The following is a 15,717-nucleotide window of genomic DNA, read 5'->3' on the forward strand; positions in this document are numbered from 1 at the left end:
GGGCTCACCGCGACCCGCCCGCCGCCGCCCTGACGGCGAGGATCAGGAAGCCACCACCGCCGGCGATGAACAGCAGGCCGTCCTCGGCTGCGACGTCCTTGACCGTGAAGGGCAGCAGCAGCCGCATCGGCTCCTCGTCGCTGGCCATGTGGTCCAGCCACAAAAGTTCCACGCCGTCCTCGACAACATAGACGACGAACGGCCGCCCAGCCGCTGTACGCCCGGCTCGTGGCGGGCCGACGAAGACGTCACCCCAACGCGCCCGATGGACGACCGACCGCAGCCGTCGGCCGTTTGCCGTATTCCAGACACGCACCTCGGCCTTTTCGTCGAACAGATGGGCGGTGACCGCGACCGGGGGCACCGTGTCGACCACGGCAGCGCCGATCACTCGGCTGTCGTCCATGGTTAGGTCGAAGACCTCGTCACCGTCGTGCGCGTCGTAAATCCGCAGCACGCCGGTATGACCTCCAACGAGCACCCGGCTGCCGCTACCGCCAGGCACCGCTGTGGCCACGATGACGATGCCCATGTCACCAGCCAGTGGAGCCATCGGTTCGAGCAGACGCCCGTCGCGGCGTGACCAGCGGGCAAGCAGACCGCCCTGGGTGCCGGCAACCAGGTACGCACCGCCAGACGCCGTCCAGGTCAGGCTAACGGCGTTGCGGGCGGCTGTCGACAATCGCCGGCCGTCCGACGCCGTCTCCGGCGTCTCGAGGGGATCGGCGTCGCCCGAGTCCGGGTCGACCAACCACACTCGATACCGGTCAGTCACCGCCAGCAGCACAGTCCCGGGTTGGTCGAGCACAGCGATCCTTCCGGGCGCCTCCATCTCGCGCTCCAGCAGTGGCCGGCCGCCCGGCCGCATTTCGGTGATCAGTAACAGCGTTGAGGAGGTCACTGCGAGCCGGCCTGTGCCACCGACCGCCCATCCGACGGCGGCGAACGGCACACCGCTGGGTATCGGCAGCGCCCCCAGCGCGCCGCCGCTGCGCGTGGACCAGAGATGGACGCTCCCGTCGTCGCCAACGGTGGCGAAGTAGCCAGAGGCCGGATCGGCCACGATCCGCTCGGCATCACCATCGTGGAGGTCTGCGGCCTCGGGGTCCTGGCTGACCTCGTCGATCCGCCACAGGTCGGCCCCGTCGTTGCGACCTACAACTAGGTAGCGGCCGGCCTGCCGCAGCAAGCCCATTGACACCGCGTGCGGTGTCGAGCCGGTCAAGGTCACGGCGTCGCGTCCGAAGCGACGTTCCCACAGACGGATCCGGCCCACCCTGTCGATACTGACCAGCGCGGGCCGAGAGGAACCGTGTGGGCCGACATACACGGCGTGGACTGACAGGCCGGCATCCAGCAGGCGCCGGCCGGAGCTCCGCTCATCTCCGTCCCACGTGTCGACAGCACCGGACAGATATCCGAGAACGATCGTGGCGACCTCCGTGTCGGTATCGACTGCGACGCAGACCGGAGCCTCTCGCCACGGCCAGGGGTAGACGCCGGTCGATGGCCGCCACAACAGGGCCTTCCGCTCCCGCAGCCCGGCGGTGATCAGCAGCCGGCCGTCCGGCGTTCCTGGCTGCAGGGCCACGACCTGGATGTTGAACGAATCCCCTAGATCGACGGCGTACCGCTCGTGGCCCGTTGTGGGCTCCCACACCGTGACCCGCCCGCCTGCCGCGACCGCGATCAGGTCGGAGCCGTCCATGTCACAGGTCACTGCGGCCCCGGTGATCGGCTGACGTCCCGGCTCCCAGCGCACCGGCAGCACCAGCGGTGGTTCGTCGTTGCCCGGACGCCAGACACTCACCTGCTCCTCGGTCCAACCCGCCAGTAGCACCGCGCCGTCACGGCCCCGCCCCAGCACCATCCCTCGACGGAAGTCGACCGGGCTTTCGGCACGCAGGGCGCGGGTGGTGGCATCCCAGACCCGCACGCCGCCCTCGCCACCCGCCGCGCCGACGACCGGGAAACCGTCTTCGTCGACGTAGCCGAGAACGGAGGTGACCGCGGCGCTGCCCGACAGCACGGTCTCCACGAGCGCTCCGGACTCCGGGTCTCGTACGTCGAGGAACTGGCCGTTGGCAAGCACGACCAGCGGGGTGCCGTCGCGATCGACGACGCAATCCAGCGCCCCCACCGGAGGCCCTTCCGCGATCGACTGCCGCAGCGCCTCGTGCCGGACGCGGACGTGCCGAACCGTTACCGGCAGGCCCGCTGCGGCGGCCAGGGCCTCGGACAGACCGGGCCGGTCCATCACCGTGGCCGCCACGGACAGCAGGAATCCGCGTCCCGGCGGGGTGGCGGCCTGGAGGCGATGCAGGTACGGGCGCAGCAGCCGACTCATGGCGACCAGCCGCGGCGAGTCCGAGGTCACCAGGGCCTCGTGCACCCGGTCGGGGTCGCTGTACATCAGCAGCCGAGCGTCCTCGGCCAGCATCTCGAGGGTTCCGGCGAGGCGGGCGTGTGCCGGCAACGCACGCCGCGTGTAAACCCCCGCCCGCGTCCAGTCCCGCAACCCACCGGCGACAAGTGTGTCGAGCAGAGCCTCTGTGATCGTGCGATGCGCCGCCGCGCGATCGGCACGGTCGGCGAGGAACGACGCGGCCAGTGCCTCGTGATGGAACCGATAGGTCGCGATGCCGCCGAGGTCGACGCCGGTGACCAGGTGGGTGGCGATGCGCTGTTCAAGCAGCCAGCTAACGTCGGCGGCGGTGAACGATCGCCCGTCCGGATCCAGCCGGCTCGCCAGCACCGCCCACAGCTCCGATCCGGCCACAGGTTCACGGGTCAGTCCTGCGCCCTGGGCGTACGCGAGGGGACGCAAGAGCGCGAGCTGCCGGTCGGCCTCGTCAACGCCGTACAGCGCCTCGATCTCCTGGCGCATCGCGTCACCGATGCCGCGCGGAAACTGCCGCCGCCAGGCTGGGCTCAGCGAATCGGCCGGTGCGCTGTCGAGGGTGTGCCGGCGAGCGACGTGGGCCGCGAGCAGAAAGGAGTGGCGAGCCTGGGTCTCGATTGCCCGGGAGAGCACGCGCCGGGCGCCGGTCAGCCCGGTGTAGATGTTGGGGCGGCCGCAGTCGTTGATGGCGACCGCCAGCAGACGGTCGCAGTATTCGGCAATGTCTCCGGCTTCCAGCCAAGGTGGCTTGCCGATGTCGAGGGCTTCGCCGCCATCGCTGGTCAGGGATGTGATCAGATCGCCGCGCGGTGCGCCGGGATCGTCGGGGTCGTGACCGACCGGGTGACGACGGGTAGCGACGAGCAGTCGCGTGCCCCCGGCTCGAGCCTTCTGGGCCATCGGACGCAACAGCTCGGTGACGATCCGGTGCGGCTGATCTGCCTCGTCCAAGCCATCGATGGCGATGACCGCAGCCGCCGAACCGGCGTCCGCGTGACCGTCCGCCGCCACTGCGGCGAGGCTGTCCCGTACCTGCTCAAAAGTGCGGCCGGTCAGGCGCAGGGTGAGCGCGAAACGGAAGTCCACAGGCGGTGACTCGTCTGGCCGCAACGTCTCCGGTCGACTTCTGAGGTGTTCCCGGATGTCGGGCACGGTCGCCACGACGAATCGCGCCATGATGGTGCTCTTACCGGATCCCGGCGGACCGGTGAGAACCAGCACCGGCTCGGCGGGGTTGACGATCCAGCGTGCCACCCGTCGGTTCAGCCGGTGGCGTCCGCTGAAGAACCATGTCCGCGGTGTGGTCGCGCCCCAGTTCGCCCGCGCGGTCGGCTCCCACCAAAAGGTCATTTCGTCCGGGTCGACGCCGGTGAGATGGTGACGGGGATTCGGCAGGCAATGGTTGCGACCGGTGTCGGACACTGCTGCCGTCTGTACCGCACTCCCGGGTGGCGCGGCCGACCGGAGCCGTTCGGCGAGCTGGTGCACATCCAGGTACGGCTGGTCGCGTGGCGCCACCTCGACGCCGGTCAGCACCTTCGCCAAGAACCCGGCGAACCGGTTGGGTCCGGCCGGTGTGGTGGCGGTGACCACGTAGACGGTGTTCGGGGCCACGCGAACGCCGGCGGCCGCGTGGACCACCTCGGCGACATCGGCTCCCCGCACGTCGAGAACGAGCAGGAGCTGGGCTGCCGGCGCACCAGAGGGCCGTTTCCGCAGTCCTTCCAGCAGCGAGGCGAGCGGTATAGCGCCAATGGAGGTGCCGGGCCGGGAGCGAGAGGTGTGCACGACAAGGCCACCCAGCTCGTGATCGAAAGCCTCGACCGTACCGGCGAGGTAGACAGCGACGATGTCCGTCGGGCCTGCGCCCGCCAAACGCGCCGCGATCCGTCCACGGATCTCATCGGCGTCGGTGAGGGAAATGACGTCGTCGCATCTGTAGCCGATGGCGTTGAATGCGCGGATCACGGTCGCAGCCGTGTCGTCCCCGTCGTCCTCGGGCGCGACCACCATCAGGGAGCGATGGTATCCGTCGCCGATGGGCAGGACACCGGCGGCGGCCTCGGCGCCGACAGCCGGTCGGGCCCCGTCGATCATGGCCGTGATCACATGCCGTTCGACGAAACGTCCCCGCTCGGGGGCGGCGATGCCCCGCCGACTTAGGAACTCGGTCGCTGCGTGGGCTGCCAGCCGGAACGACCACCACCGTTCGTCCTCGCCGAGATCGTCGAAGGACAGGTGCCGCACTGCGGCGGCGATCAGCGAGAGCAGCAACTGCTCGGACCAGTTCTCGTCGAACTCGGCGGCCGCCAGTAGGGGACGGTCGGCGTACCGGACGGCGTCGACGTATGCCCGCAAGCCGGCAGGAGCCCCGATGGCGCGTTCGACCGTACGGTCCACGACGTAGTGCAGTAGCGCCTCGGCCTCGGCGGGCGAGCACCCGCCGAGACGACGCGTGATCGCCGAGACCGTCAGCATGGCGAGATCACGGCTCAGCGGGCCAGCCTCGTCGAACGTCGTCAGGTCGACGAGCCGCCAGGCATCGTGGCGGACCACACCGTTGACGCGTGGCACGAGGACGTTGTCCTCGTGCAGATCGCCGTGCGTGAAACCGGCGAGGAACTGAACACGACCACCGGCCGACCCCCTCAACAGCGCCAACGGACTGGCGAGGGGCTGCGGTTCCGGCTCGCCTTCGGGCTCGATCCAGTCCGAGCCGGCATTGATTTCGACGCGCTCCGCATCGATGAGTTCCCTGGCAAGAAAATCCGCAACGGTGAGCTCGTCGACGCGCAGGTGCGCGTTGCTCGTCCATTCCCGCAGCAGCGCCGATACCATCTGCGTGGCGGTCAGGACGCACTCGTCGAGGCTATTGCCGGACATCGTTCGGCAGCGCGCCAGATTGTCGTCCGCGATCTTCTGCAGCAACAGCTCGCCGCCGCCTGGCAGCAGGACGGGAGCGCCTGCCATCCCAACCAGGTGACGACGGGCGAAATCGGCAGGCGAAAGACTCAACGCGGCATGGTGGCGGGCCCCCTCGCGCCGGAGCCCGTCCGCCGGACAGACCTTGACGACGTACTTCTTGGGCCGCTGAGGCGCCGGAGGAGCCGAGACCTCCACTACTGCGGCGAGCACCGCCCCGGTGTGACCCGCCGCCGTCCAGGGCGGCTCGGCTAGGTCTACTTCCCGGTTCCGAGAGCGCGCAGAGAGCTGCAATGCGTCGGCGGCCTCAGGACCGAGAACGGTCGCGAGGAGGACTTTTCCATCATCCGGCACCCTGGTCACACTATCGAGAGGCGCACGGGTTCGCGACAGCTGACAAAGAGCCGACTCACGCTAAGAGTTGAGACCCACCCGCTGCTCGAGCACCTGCATCTTGTACCGGAAGTCGACCAGATCGTCGTCGTGGAAGAGGCGGAAGAACCACTCCGGCGTCCGAGGCTGCTGCCGGCGGGCGACGAACAGCGCATCCTGCACCTGCCGGGCGAACACGGTGAACGCCTGGTCATCCGCGATTGCGGTAGAAGACGATTCCTCCATGACTCCGCGCACCATGCCGAGCACCCGGGTCCGGTCCCGAGTGGATAGGATCTGAGCGCGGGAGATGTCCAAACACCACAGCAGCAGACCCAGCGATGGCACGAACCATACGCTGACCAGGCTTCCGACCGTGCTCTCGGTCACGAGGCCCACGGCAGTGCCCGCCACGCACCAGACTGCGATGAGACTAAGCAACACGGTAGCGAAGCGTCGACGGACCCGCGAGCCCCACGCCAGGTTCTGCTCCAGACAGAAGAGCACATCGTACGGAGCGGCGACAGCCGCGACTAGATAGTAGTCCCGCAGCGACGTCTCGTCGCCGCGGAAGCGCCGGCTGAGATGGCTCAACTCATCCTCAGACAGTCGGTCACCGACCAGGACCGCGTTCCATGGCAAGCCGAACAGGTCGGTGTCCAGCATCTCCTGCAACGTCGCGCTGGTTCGCAGGTGTCGGCCGAGTTGGGGAGCCAATACGACCGCATAGACGGCTGCCCAGAACGCACCGATGATCGAGGCAGCGGGCTGCAGCGGGGGCTGCGCCACTTTGGCCACAACGCCGACGCCCGCGACGACCAGTGAGATGAACAGACTGATCGCCTGGGTGCGTTGCGTGTAACGGTGGGCCACCGCGATGGCCCTGAAGAGGGTCCTGGAACGGTCGTTGTTCTGCAACTGGTCGATCCGCCGGGTGCCTGCCAATCGAACCTCCGAGCGTTCAGCAATCCGCGCCTGTCCATACATGGTGACACGATGAGAGATCGGGACGATACCCTGCGTTTGATCGATGACTTCGACTGGAGGCTACGCCACCCCTTCCATGCGCAACCCGACTGGAGGCGGTCACCAGGTCGGCCGATGTCCAAGCCAGCCTCGTCGAACAACCGCCGGAGCATCGCGATCCGCCCCCCCCGACCACTGGCCGAAGCAGTGGCCGTGGAGGTGCACCCCGGCGGCAGACTGTTCACCGCTACCTCATGCCGCAGCGCGAGGACTTCGCCAGCAGCGCTCTGTCGCTGCGGATCAACAACCTCAGTCCGTGATGGCGAGCAACGCCGCGTCGCAGCCATCTTGGCAGACCTCCGCGACGTGCCCGTGGTCGAGGCGGTGGCGGTCCTCGCGGACAAGGGGCAGGCTGACCTGCTGACGGTCGACACCACCGAGGTGACGACCTTGGCTATGGGCGGCGCCGGTGACATAACCAGCAGCCCGATGACCCAGTTGCACCCGGTGCCGCTCTCGATCGTGACGCCCTCGGTGACGACGTAGCCTACCCGGATTTTGGGGCTGGCCCGGAAGGAAAGGACGCGGTAGATGTGGGGCATCGCCGAACGCCGAGGTGCAACGATGGTCAAGCTTTCGGCGGCTCAGATGGCTCTCGTGCAGGCTGTCTACGACGAGTTCTGCAAGCAGGCAGTCTGGCCTACGATGTACGCCGTTGACCGCGCGTTCATCAAGGTGAAGCGCCGCAGCGTCCTTAGCGCGGTGACGGTCATGCGGGATCTGCCCGAGGGTCTCCTCATGGGCAGCCGTATCCGCTCCGAGCCCGCCCGCAGGGCACGATCACTCTGACCATCAGCGCGGTTGCGCGCTGCGCAGGTGCGGAGTCTGACGTCGAGGCGTTCCTCCGCGCGGTGCGCTGGTGCGCACGCCAGGAGATCAAGCGCGAACCCGAGTCAGGCAAGACCTCGATCAGGGTCAACCGCCAGCAGATGCTCCGAGCCATTTCCCCAATCTTGCGAACCGATCCGGGAACGATGGACAGACTGTTCGCCCTCCTCAGCGTGCACTACTGGGGCAGCGTAGGAAGCGGCCGGCCCGCGGACGGCACGCCCTGGCACTTCAACCTCGGCCCACACGTACGCCGGTTCAGGGACGTGCGATCCGTTGAGGGCTTTATCGATGTCCTGGTGGCCTGGGATGAGGAGGAACGACAGCGCCATCAACCAACTGGACAGCCCGCAGTGGAGCCTGTAGAAGTGACGCCGGCAACCCGCACCTACCTCAACCCCAAGGTGCTGGACCAGTTACGCGACATCGAGTGCGCGGTGTGGGACAGCAGCAAGCTCATCGCCCTGGTGGACGAACTTGACACCTGCGTCCGCACCGGCTGCGTTTTCGCTGCCCACGCGGTGCTGCGGGCGCTGCTGGACCATGTGCTGCCGCTGTTCGGCCAGAAGACCTTCGCGGGAGTTGTAAGCAGCCATCCGTGGGGCAAGACAGACGGCCGCTATCTTAACCGGCTAAGTTCCTTCCGCAATCAAGGCGATGATGCCTTGCACAGGCAGATCTCCAAGAGGCCCGACCTTCTCATGATCGACGACCTGCCCGAGGGCGCTGCCGTCAACACATTGCTTCAGGCTTGCGTCACCCAATTGAAGAAGCCATGATCCTGCCGGTTCTAGCCGGTTGGGACCGCCGTAGACACAACTCCCCCACGACATACAGGAGCCTCTCTGTCTGACCCGCCGGCAGCAGCCGACACTGAGTCAGCGAGGATTACCTGCACATCAAGCATGAGCGGACGTCTGCGGCCCGCCAGCTCATGGCTTTGACGCTCGGCGGCTGCCGGTGCGTACCGCCGTTGGATGACCGTCAAAGGTTGTGCCCATCCGGGATCTGGCGGTCCGAGTCTCGCTGACGGGCGCTATTCAGGCGGGTCCAGAGCTGCTCGGACAAGCTGGGCGCCGGGGCCACGCACGATCAGCTGGATGCCTCTGCGCCCGGCATCGCCGCCCGCCGGGTCCGGGACGTACAGGCCGACGGCGGCGTCGGCGGCCGGGACGTCGTCCACGGCCAGGCACTCCTCGTCGACGAGCAGCTCGGCTGTGGTGGCCGTACCGTCCACGGCGGCGTCCAATGAGCGAGCGGCCTCCTCTTCGACGTCGTCGGCAAGGTGCCGCCATCTAATCGGCTCGCCCGCGAAATCATCGCCGCTACGACCAGTCCACAGTGAGGCGACGGCGCGGGCGAGGTCGGCACATAATGCTGGCGAAAGGACTCTTATACCCGCAGCGTGGGGGCTTCCTGTTGTCGCGCCGACCCACCCGTGGCCGGTGACGACGCCGACGAGCTGTCCGGGCCCCCTGTCCCACAACAGCAGGCTGGCACCGCTGCCCGTGACGCGGGTCCGCAGCAACTCCCGGCCGCGGCGGGCGTCGGCGCCGTAACCGATGCGGTTTGCGACGGCGGTCAGGGCGGCAGGGTCCCCGTCGGTGGAGCCGACCAGCAGGTCCACGCGGACGCCCCGCGTCACGGCGTCGGCGCAGCCAGCGGCCAAGGCCTCGAACACGTCCGGCCCGTCGAGACGGGGAATGGCCAAAGCGACGCTGGTCCGTGCCGACTGGAGCGCCTGGGCCAGAGCGGAGGCGTGCGCCTGCTCGCCGCGCAGTACGTCGTCGGCGGCGAGCAGCACGGTGGTGCCGCGCCGGTGTACCCGGTCTTCGTCGGTCACGCCCAGCAAGCGGCGCCGCGCGGGACGGGCCGCCCCGCGAGACGATGCAATCGCGCGGGGAGAACCGCCAACCGCTGCGGCGGCCGCGGCCAGGGCTGGGGCTGTAAGGGCGTGGCGCCAGGGCGGCGGCAGGCCGAGCACCTGCTTGGCGTCAATGTCAACGTCGAGAGGGAGCCAGTGCGCGTCGCGGCTGATCTCCTCGATTCGGCCGATCCGGCGCACCCATTCACCGGCTTCGCGGTGCAGGAGCTTCCGGACCTGCGCCTCGTCCACAGAGTCGCGCACGATCCTCGTACCAATCCTGGGGGCGGTGTCCCAGACCTCGGTCAGGTCGTCCCGGCGGTAGGACCGAGCCTCGGACTGCCGGGCGACCTGACCGGAGTGACGCTCCATCACCACGATACCGGGACGGGCGGTCTCGACAATCACCGACACGGGCTCACGGTCCCCGCTGACAGCCTCGTGCCCAGCCCCGGTGAGCACGAACGACGCTTGCGGCCCTCCTTGGACGGCGACCCAGCCAGCGTTGACGAGCGTCACGACGGCCTGAACAAGAAGCCTGTCGTGCACGCGGAAAGCCTCGGCCAGCGACCGCAGGGTCGCGCGGCCGTCGGCGACGGCGTTGAGCACCATGTGCTCAAGCCGGCTGTACGGCTTGCCGCGGGCGAGGTCGTATGGAACGCGAAACCGGCTCACTGGCAACAGGACGATCATGACAGGCCACCAAGGTCGGCGCCGAGCCGAACGGCACGGCCAGAGGCGAACCATTCGCTCAGGTCGGTGACAATCCGCTTGAGGTGCCACAGGGGGTTTGCGGTGTCGTCGAGCTCGACGGTGCGGACCTGCTCCTGGAAGAAGTCCCAGGAGCCGACGAGCACGAGCAGCCGCTCGGCACGGGACAGCAGCACATTGAGTCGGCTCGCTTCGTTCAGAAAGCCCAGGCCGTGTCCTGGGTCGTGAAGGTTGTTGCGCACCAGGCTCACCGCGATGACGTCGGCTTGGTTTCCCTGGAAAGAGTCGACGGTGTGGACGCCGCTGGTGCCGCCGGGAGCGCCAGGGCGGGCGTTGAGGGTGGGCTTGAGCTCGATCCCCTCAGGGAGGGCGGCCTTCCTCATCCGGCGTCGCAGCAGAGACGCCTGCTGGTTGTACGGCGACAGGACGGCGAGCTCCGCGGCGCCAGGCGCCTCTCGCCGCAACGACGCCACGAAATTTGACAGGGCTGTGGCCTCGGCGTCGTTGGTGTAGCGCGGTCGGCCCTGGGCCGGCCCGGTCTCGGCGGTCCTGGGGTCGTCGCGGCACCACGGGACGTCGAGCCAGACGATCGCATTCCCGCGGATATCGAGCGGCTCGGCGAAGCCGTGCAACACGCGGGCAAAGGGCCTACCTTCTTGGACAGTTCTGTTTACGAGCCGATCGCCGTAGTACGCGCGCGAGATCAGCTCGCCGATGTCCGGGTGCATGCGGTGCTGCTCGATGAGCACGCCCGCGGCGGCGCCGCCCGCCGAGTCGTCGGTCAAGCGCTGCCCGGCGTCGCCTTGGCCGACGGCGACCTGGCAGTGCTCAAACGTGCGTTTGAAGGTCTTGAGCCAGTCCTTGGCGTAGCCCTGGAAGGCGGCGCGTTCTTCGGTGGTTTTGTCCTTCCACGACGAGACCCACTCCCAGTCCAGGACGCCAGGCCCGGTATCGGGCAGCGCTTGCAGTGCCTCAACAACCGCATCGAGGGCGTCGACACCGCGCAGGTAGTCCTCGTACCGATACGGTGGGAGCTGACTGTGGTCGCCGATCAGTAGCCACCGGTGGCCAGCCTGCAGGGGCAGCGCGAGGTCGAAGCCGTGCGCCTTCCCGGCTTCCTCGACGATGGACCAGTCGAAGGACTGGTCACCGGCAATGGCCTCAAGCTCGCCAGCGCTGGTCGTGCAGTAAGTCAGGTTCGCGCCGCGCTTGACCAGTTCGACGAAGTCTGCGGCGCCGGTCCCTCGTGCCTCGTGGCTGGCGAGCTCGTCGGCCATCGCCGTGGCGTGGTCGAGCCAACCCTGCTGGGCCGGCGTGCGGTCAGACAGGTCAGCGAGGCTGCTGCTGCTGTCGCGCAGGACCTGTAGGGCGACGTCCTCTACGGTGTCTTGGGCGGTGTCGTCGTCCCTGCGGGATCCGAGCCGGACCGCGAGGGGCCTGCGCTCCGATGCGACGCCCTCAAATGCCTCAGTTACCCGTGCCCGGAGGACGTCGACGGCGCCATGTGCCTGGGCCGTGACCAGGATCTGCGCGACCGGGTCGTCGTGGAGGATCTCGCGCAGAAGCCAGGCGACCAGCGTGGTCTTCCCAGTACCGGGCGGGCCCTGCAGGGCGTAGATGGGCCGGACCCGCAGGATGTCCTCGATCGCGCGGCGCTTGGCTTCGTCGACGGTCTCTGGAGCGAGCCGGACAGGTAGGTCGGCCGCGCCGGTGTCGATGTACACCTGGCCGGGCGCGGCCAGGCTGCGCAGCAGATAGCTGTGGCGGTCGAGGGCGTCGATGGCCTGCTTGCGGCGTCGGATGAGCTTGAGTTGACCAGGCATGCCCGCGCCGCGCAGGTATCCGCAGTCGGGCGGCGGCGGACGGTCGGGGTCGAAAGTCGGGCGCCTGAGTGTCGCAGTCCGCGCCGCGTCGTCCACGGCGTAGACGCGCCACTGGTTATCTTTACCGCCCGCGGGCAGTGCCAGGGCGTCCCCGTGCTCGCCCGACAGGATGACGCTGCCGCTGTCAGGCTTGCCGGCCTCGAGTTCGCGCTGGAGGAAACCGGCGAGGTCGTCGTTGTGCAGGAACGCGAGGACCTGCCTGTTCTCAGGGCGTAGGCGCTCACGAACGGTGATTTCCTCGAAGCCAGGGTCGTCGGCGGGATCCGGCCCGGCGACCAGCTCGATGGGGAAGATCGTCGCGTCGAGCATGAGCAGCTCGATCTGGTGAGTGGCGCGGACGAACTGGTGGAATTGGGCGAGGTCACGCGCCATGTCGGCGCCGCGATCGATGCGGGGCAACACCATGTCCCATGTCGCGGACGCCAGGGCCAGGCCACGGTCGTTGTGGGCGGCCCTTGTCGATCGGACCGCGAGGCGGCCAGCCGGCAGTCGCACGCGGGCCGACCCTCCCTCACTGTTCATGAGCTGGGCTGGGCCTAGACAGAACGCGGTCTGCCATGTGGGCGCCTCGCCGCGGTCGGAGTATTTGCGGAGCCTGACCACGGTGCGCCGGCCAACCAGTAGAACGGTCTCCTGTTTCGGCACGGCGTACAGGGATCCGCCGTCAAGGTCGCGGCGCAGAAACACCGTCAAGCCGTCGGTGTGGGCGACGTCACGCGGGTTGTAGGGCTGGCCGTCGTCTAGGCCGAGGTGCTCTCGTAGCCCTCGCTCCAGCAGGTAGTCGTAGAGCCGGGCCTGCTTTGGGTCGACGATGAGCGTAAAAGGCCGATCGTCCGCGCGGGCTGCCGGTGGGGCCGCGAGCAGCGCGACGATCCCACGAACGGAGAGCTGGACATCGTGCGGGCGGGTCATCCGCTCGAGCGGGTTCGAGTCGATCAGGCGGAGAAGCAGTGCCCGTTCGGGCTCGGTGAGCGTGGTCTTGGCGGCCTCGATGGCCTTGACCACACGGGCGTACCGCTCGGCCGGAGCGTTGTTCGCGTACTGCTCGAGGTTGAGCACCAGGCGCGCGCACAGCATGCCGAAGCCAAACCAGTCGTCGTCGGGGCGCCAGGCCGCGGTGTCGCCGGCGAGCCGCTCGGGCGGCGAGGACCAACTGACGGGCGGGTCGGCGTCCAGAGGGCGGCCGAGCCGGACCGACCACTCAAAGCCGCCGAGCCGGATGGACTCGGTGGGCTCGTCGGGCAGGTACAGCAGGGCTGCCGCACCGACGTCACGGTGCAGGATGTCCTGGGAGTGCAGCACGGCCAGGCCGGCGGCGACACGGCTAGCGGCTCGCCAAAGCTCCCGCCGATCGGCAGGGTCGCGGGAGGAGAGCCAGCCGTGCTCGGCCCGAGCAGCGAGGGCGTCCGCGACGCTGCCGTAGCCGGGCGCCTGCAGGACCATGACGAAGGACTTCGCGTTGCGGTCGAGACCGGCGTCCTTGAGGACTGCCAGGGTGTCGTCGGCGCCAGGGCTGCTGCCGACCTTGTAAAGAGTGCGCAACTCGGCGTCCCAGAGTGCCCGCTGGACGGGGTCGGGCTCGTCGCCGTCGTAGGCCCACGTGCGGGCAAGGTATTGCAGCCCGTCCTCGTCGTAAGCGGTCCACGCTTCGGCGTCTCCGGCGGCCGACCTGCGCGTGCCTAGCTCGTAGCGTCCGCGCAGAAGGGCTGTACCCTCGTCCAGTGGCATGTGCCTCCTTCGTCGGCGCAGAAACTCTACCCTACGAGCACCTTGGGCGGCGCTGGATTTGGTCGGCGGCACCGATGCCGTGCACGCTGTCCGGTCGAGGGCAAGACTGCTCGCCCAGGTCGGCGCCCACCACGAGCCGTTTACGTACCTCGCGCACGACGAGTCTGGTGCCGGCAAGACAAACGCCACCCGAACGACTGAACCTTCCAGCGCGCCCCACGTACCCAAGCCGCTCATCGGCAAATCCGCGCTGCCAGGTCGCCCTACCGTCACATTGCGTAGTTGGTGAGCTTCGGGCACGGGCCGGCGCCTCCACTGCCGACCACCCGAACACACTTGCCAACGCCGATGGCTGCTATGTACGTGCTGGCACATGGCTATGCACTGGGACTCGTACCCCGACACCCCAGTGAACACTGTCCCTGTCAACCCCTCTCACCCGGCGAGCCGCAGAATGAGGATGACGCAGCGTCGTACCGGTGTCCTAGAGTGCCGCCATGGCCGACCGCACCTACGGCGACATCCCCGGTTTCCCTGCGGGCACGACGTTCGTCAACCGGGCAGCTCTGACAGCATCGAAGGTTCACCGGCCGCTCCAGGGCGGGATCTGCGGTGGGATCGACGGCGCGGAGTCGATCGTCGTCTCCGGCGGGTATGTCGATGATGAGGACTACGGTGACGAGCTCGTCTACACCGGTCAGGGTGGGAACGATCCGGCTACGAAGCGGCAGGTTGCGGACCAGGAGCTGACGCGGGGGAATGCTGGCCTGGCGCGAAGCCAACTCGACGGCCGGCCGGTGCGGGTAATCCGGGGCGCCGGCGGAGATCCGAAGTACTCCCCTGCGAGTGGTCTCCGGTATGACGGCCAGTTTCGGGTAGTCGACCATTGGCACGAGACGGGCAAGGACGGTTTCCGGATCTGGCGTTTTCGGCTGGTGACGCTCGACGGCGCTGACCTGCCGCCCCTCCCATCAGGTGTTGCAGGGCCCGCCGAGCGGGTCGCGACGGTGGTACAGCGCTTGATCCGCAGCACCAAGGTTGCTGTCGGGGTGAAGCTGACGCACGACTTCACCTGCCAGGTGTGCGGCCTCCGGCTCATGACGCCCGCAGGCCCTTACGCGGAGGCTGCCCATATCCGGGCTCTGGGAAGGCCCCACGATGGGCCGGATGTACCGAGCAACGTGCTCTGCCTCTGTCCCAACGACCACGTCCGATTCGATGCCGGATCCATCTACGTCGACGCCACCGGCGTGGTCCGTGACAGCAGCTCACACGCAGAAATCGGCCCGCTCCGGACGTCCCCCGCGCATACCATCAATCCCACTCAGCTTGCCTACCACCGAGAGCATCACGTCCCCTGACGGCACGCTTCTCGATGTCTGCCGTCCGCGCCCGCACATCGCTGGCCTGAGGAGCATCAGTGGCACCGCAAGGAGCACTGCTCCGTCCGGCACGGCTCTACCGGACTGAAAAGATCATGAGCGGGCCAGCCCTGTGCCTGCCGGCTCCCGGTGTCTACGCCTGGTACTTCTCGCCGCCGCCATCTTTGGTACCGGTCGCTGGTTGCCACCAGCAGGAGGGGCAGTGCTGCTCTACGTCGACATTTCGCCAAAGGCGCTCGGCCGTCGTGCGGTTCGCCGACGCGCACAGCGCCGACCAGTGGCGGCAGCAGGTGAGATGGTGGGCCGTCGGGGCGAAACCAGTCGTGAAGCCACGCGGAGCCGGTCACGGCCGGCAGCCCGTCGTGGCGGCACCGCAGCCGTACGTCGTCTTCTCCCATGCCATCGACCAGTAGTTCGATCATCGCTGATCGCCGAGAGCCTGTCGCACGTAGATCAGCCAGGTGCGGTTGAATCTCAGACATGGCTTCGACGCTTTACGGGCTACTAGTGTTTCGTGATCCTGATCGGTTTACTTTGAGTTGTTTGCCACGAGTTTCTTGATGTTGGTTTGAACGAGTTGGACTTTGGCGAGGATGTCGT

10 protein-coding genes are annotated in these 15,717 nt (G+C 68.1%); 6 read left to right on the forward strand and 4 right to left on the reverse strand.

Annotation, left to right across the window (positions count from 1 at the left end):
* Positions 1-4: 4 nt before the first annotated feature.
* Complete coding sequence (locus ACFQ4H_RS29540) at positions 5-4,975, reverse strand: hypothetical protein (protein ID WP_377577216.1); 4,971 nt, start codon at positions 4,973-4,975, stop codon at positions 5-7.
* A gap of 15 nt (positions 4,976-4,990) precedes the next feature.
* Here ACFQ4H_RS29540 and ACFQ4H_RS29545 point away from each other — a divergent pair, with 15 nt between their 5' ends.
* Entirely contained in the window at positions 4,991-5,578 is a 588-nt protein-coding gene (locus tag ACFQ4H_RS29545; protein WP_377577219.1) for a hypothetical protein, read from the forward strand.
* Positions 5,579-5,737: 159 nt separating this feature from the next.
* Here ACFQ4H_RS29545 and ACFQ4H_RS29550 read toward each other — a convergent pair whose 3' ends face one another.
* Positions 5,738-6,682, reverse strand: a complete 945-nt coding sequence (locus tag ACFQ4H_RS29550; RefSeq protein ID WP_377577222.1) for an S-4TM family putative pore-forming effector — start codon at positions 6,680-6,682, stop codon at positions 5,738-5,740.
* A gap of 327 nt (positions 6,683-7,009) precedes the next feature.
* On the opposite strand from ACFQ4H_RS29550, the gene ACFQ4H_RS29555 reads away from it, so the two are divergent.
* From ACFQ4H_RS29555 to ACFQ4H_RS29565, 3 genes are all read left to right on the forward strand, one after another.
* Positions 7,010-7,207: a hypothetical protein gene (locus tag ACFQ4H_RS29555; RefSeq protein ID WP_377577224.1), complete on the forward strand. Its 198-nt coding sequence runs from the start codon at positions 7,010-7,012 to the stop codon at positions 7,205-7,207.
* Positions 7,208-7,252: 45 nt separating this feature from the next.
* Positions 7,253-7,510, forward strand: a complete 258-nt coding sequence (locus tag ACFQ4H_RS29560) for a hypothetical protein (RefSeq protein ID WP_377577226.1) — start codon at positions 7,253-7,255, stop codon at positions 7,508-7,510.
* A 62-nt stretch (positions 7,511-7,572) separates the two neighbouring features.
* Positions 7,573-8,328: a hypothetical protein gene (locus tag ACFQ4H_RS29565; RefSeq protein WP_377577229.1), complete on the forward strand. Its 756-nt coding sequence runs from the start codon at positions 7,573-7,575 to the stop codon at positions 8,326-8,328.
* A 257-nt stretch (positions 8,329-8,585) separates the two neighbouring features.
* On the opposite strand, the gene ACFQ4H_RS29570 is transcribed toward ACFQ4H_RS29565, so the two are convergent.
* A complete protein-coding gene (locus ACFQ4H_RS29570; RefSeq protein ID WP_377577232.1) occupies positions 8,586-10,106 on the reverse strand; it encodes a phospholipase D-like domain-containing protein in 1,521 nt (506 codons plus the stop codon).
* Positions 10,103-13,735: an AAA domain-containing protein gene (locus ACFQ4H_RS29575; protein WP_377577235.1), complete on the reverse strand. Its 3,633-nt coding sequence runs from the start codon at positions 13,733-13,735 to the stop codon at positions 10,103-10,105. The genes ACFQ4H_RS29570 and ACFQ4H_RS29575 overlap by 4 nt, the downstream gene beginning before the upstream one ends.
* Before the next feature lie 497 nt (positions 13,736-14,232).
* Between ACFQ4H_RS29575 and ACFQ4H_RS29580 the strand changes: the two genes are divergently transcribed.
* The gene (locus ACFQ4H_RS29580) at positions 14,233-15,096 is read left to right on the forward strand and encodes a YDG/SRA domain-containing protein (protein ID WP_377577238.1); all 864 of its coding nucleotides are present in this window, start codon (positions 14,233-14,235) and stop codon (positions 15,094-15,096) included.
* A gap of 266 nt (positions 15,097-15,362) precedes the next feature.
* Positions 15,363-15,530 (forward strand): hypothetical protein, encoded by a 168-nt coding sequence (locus tag ACFQ4H_RS29585; protein ID WP_377577241.1) that lies wholly within the window; start codon positions 15,363-15,365, stop codon positions 15,528-15,530.
* The last annotated feature ends 187 nt before the right edge of the window (positions 15,531-15,717 follow it).

The organism is Micromonospora sonneratiae, from assembly GCF_042679305.1.
GTDB classification, from domain to species: domain Bacteria; phylum Actinomycetota; class Actinomycetes; order Mycobacteriales; family Micromonosporaceae; genus Micromonospora_H; species Micromonospora_H sonneratiae.

Coding starts and splice junctions, on each gene's coding strand:
- ACFQ4H_RS29560 (WP_377577226.1), top strand. CDS start 7,253: ATGTGGGGCATCGCCGAACGCCGAGGTGCAACGATGGTCAAGCTTTCG.
- ACFQ4H_RS29575 (WP_377577235.1), bottom strand. CDS start 13,735: ATGCCACTGGACGAGGGTACAGCCCTTCTGCGCGGACGCTACGAGCTA.
- ACFQ4H_RS29570 (WP_377577232.1), bottom strand. CDS start 10,106: ATGATCGTCCTGTTGCCAGTGAGCCGGTTTCGCGTTCCATACGACCTC.
- ACFQ4H_RS29580 (WP_377577238.1), top strand. CDS start 14,233: ATGGCCGACCGCACCTACGGCGACATCCCCGGTTTCCCTGCGGGCACG.
- ACFQ4H_RS29550 (WP_377577222.1), bottom strand. CDS start 6,682: ATGTATGGACAGGCGCGGATTGCTGAACGCTCGGAGGTTCGATTGGCA.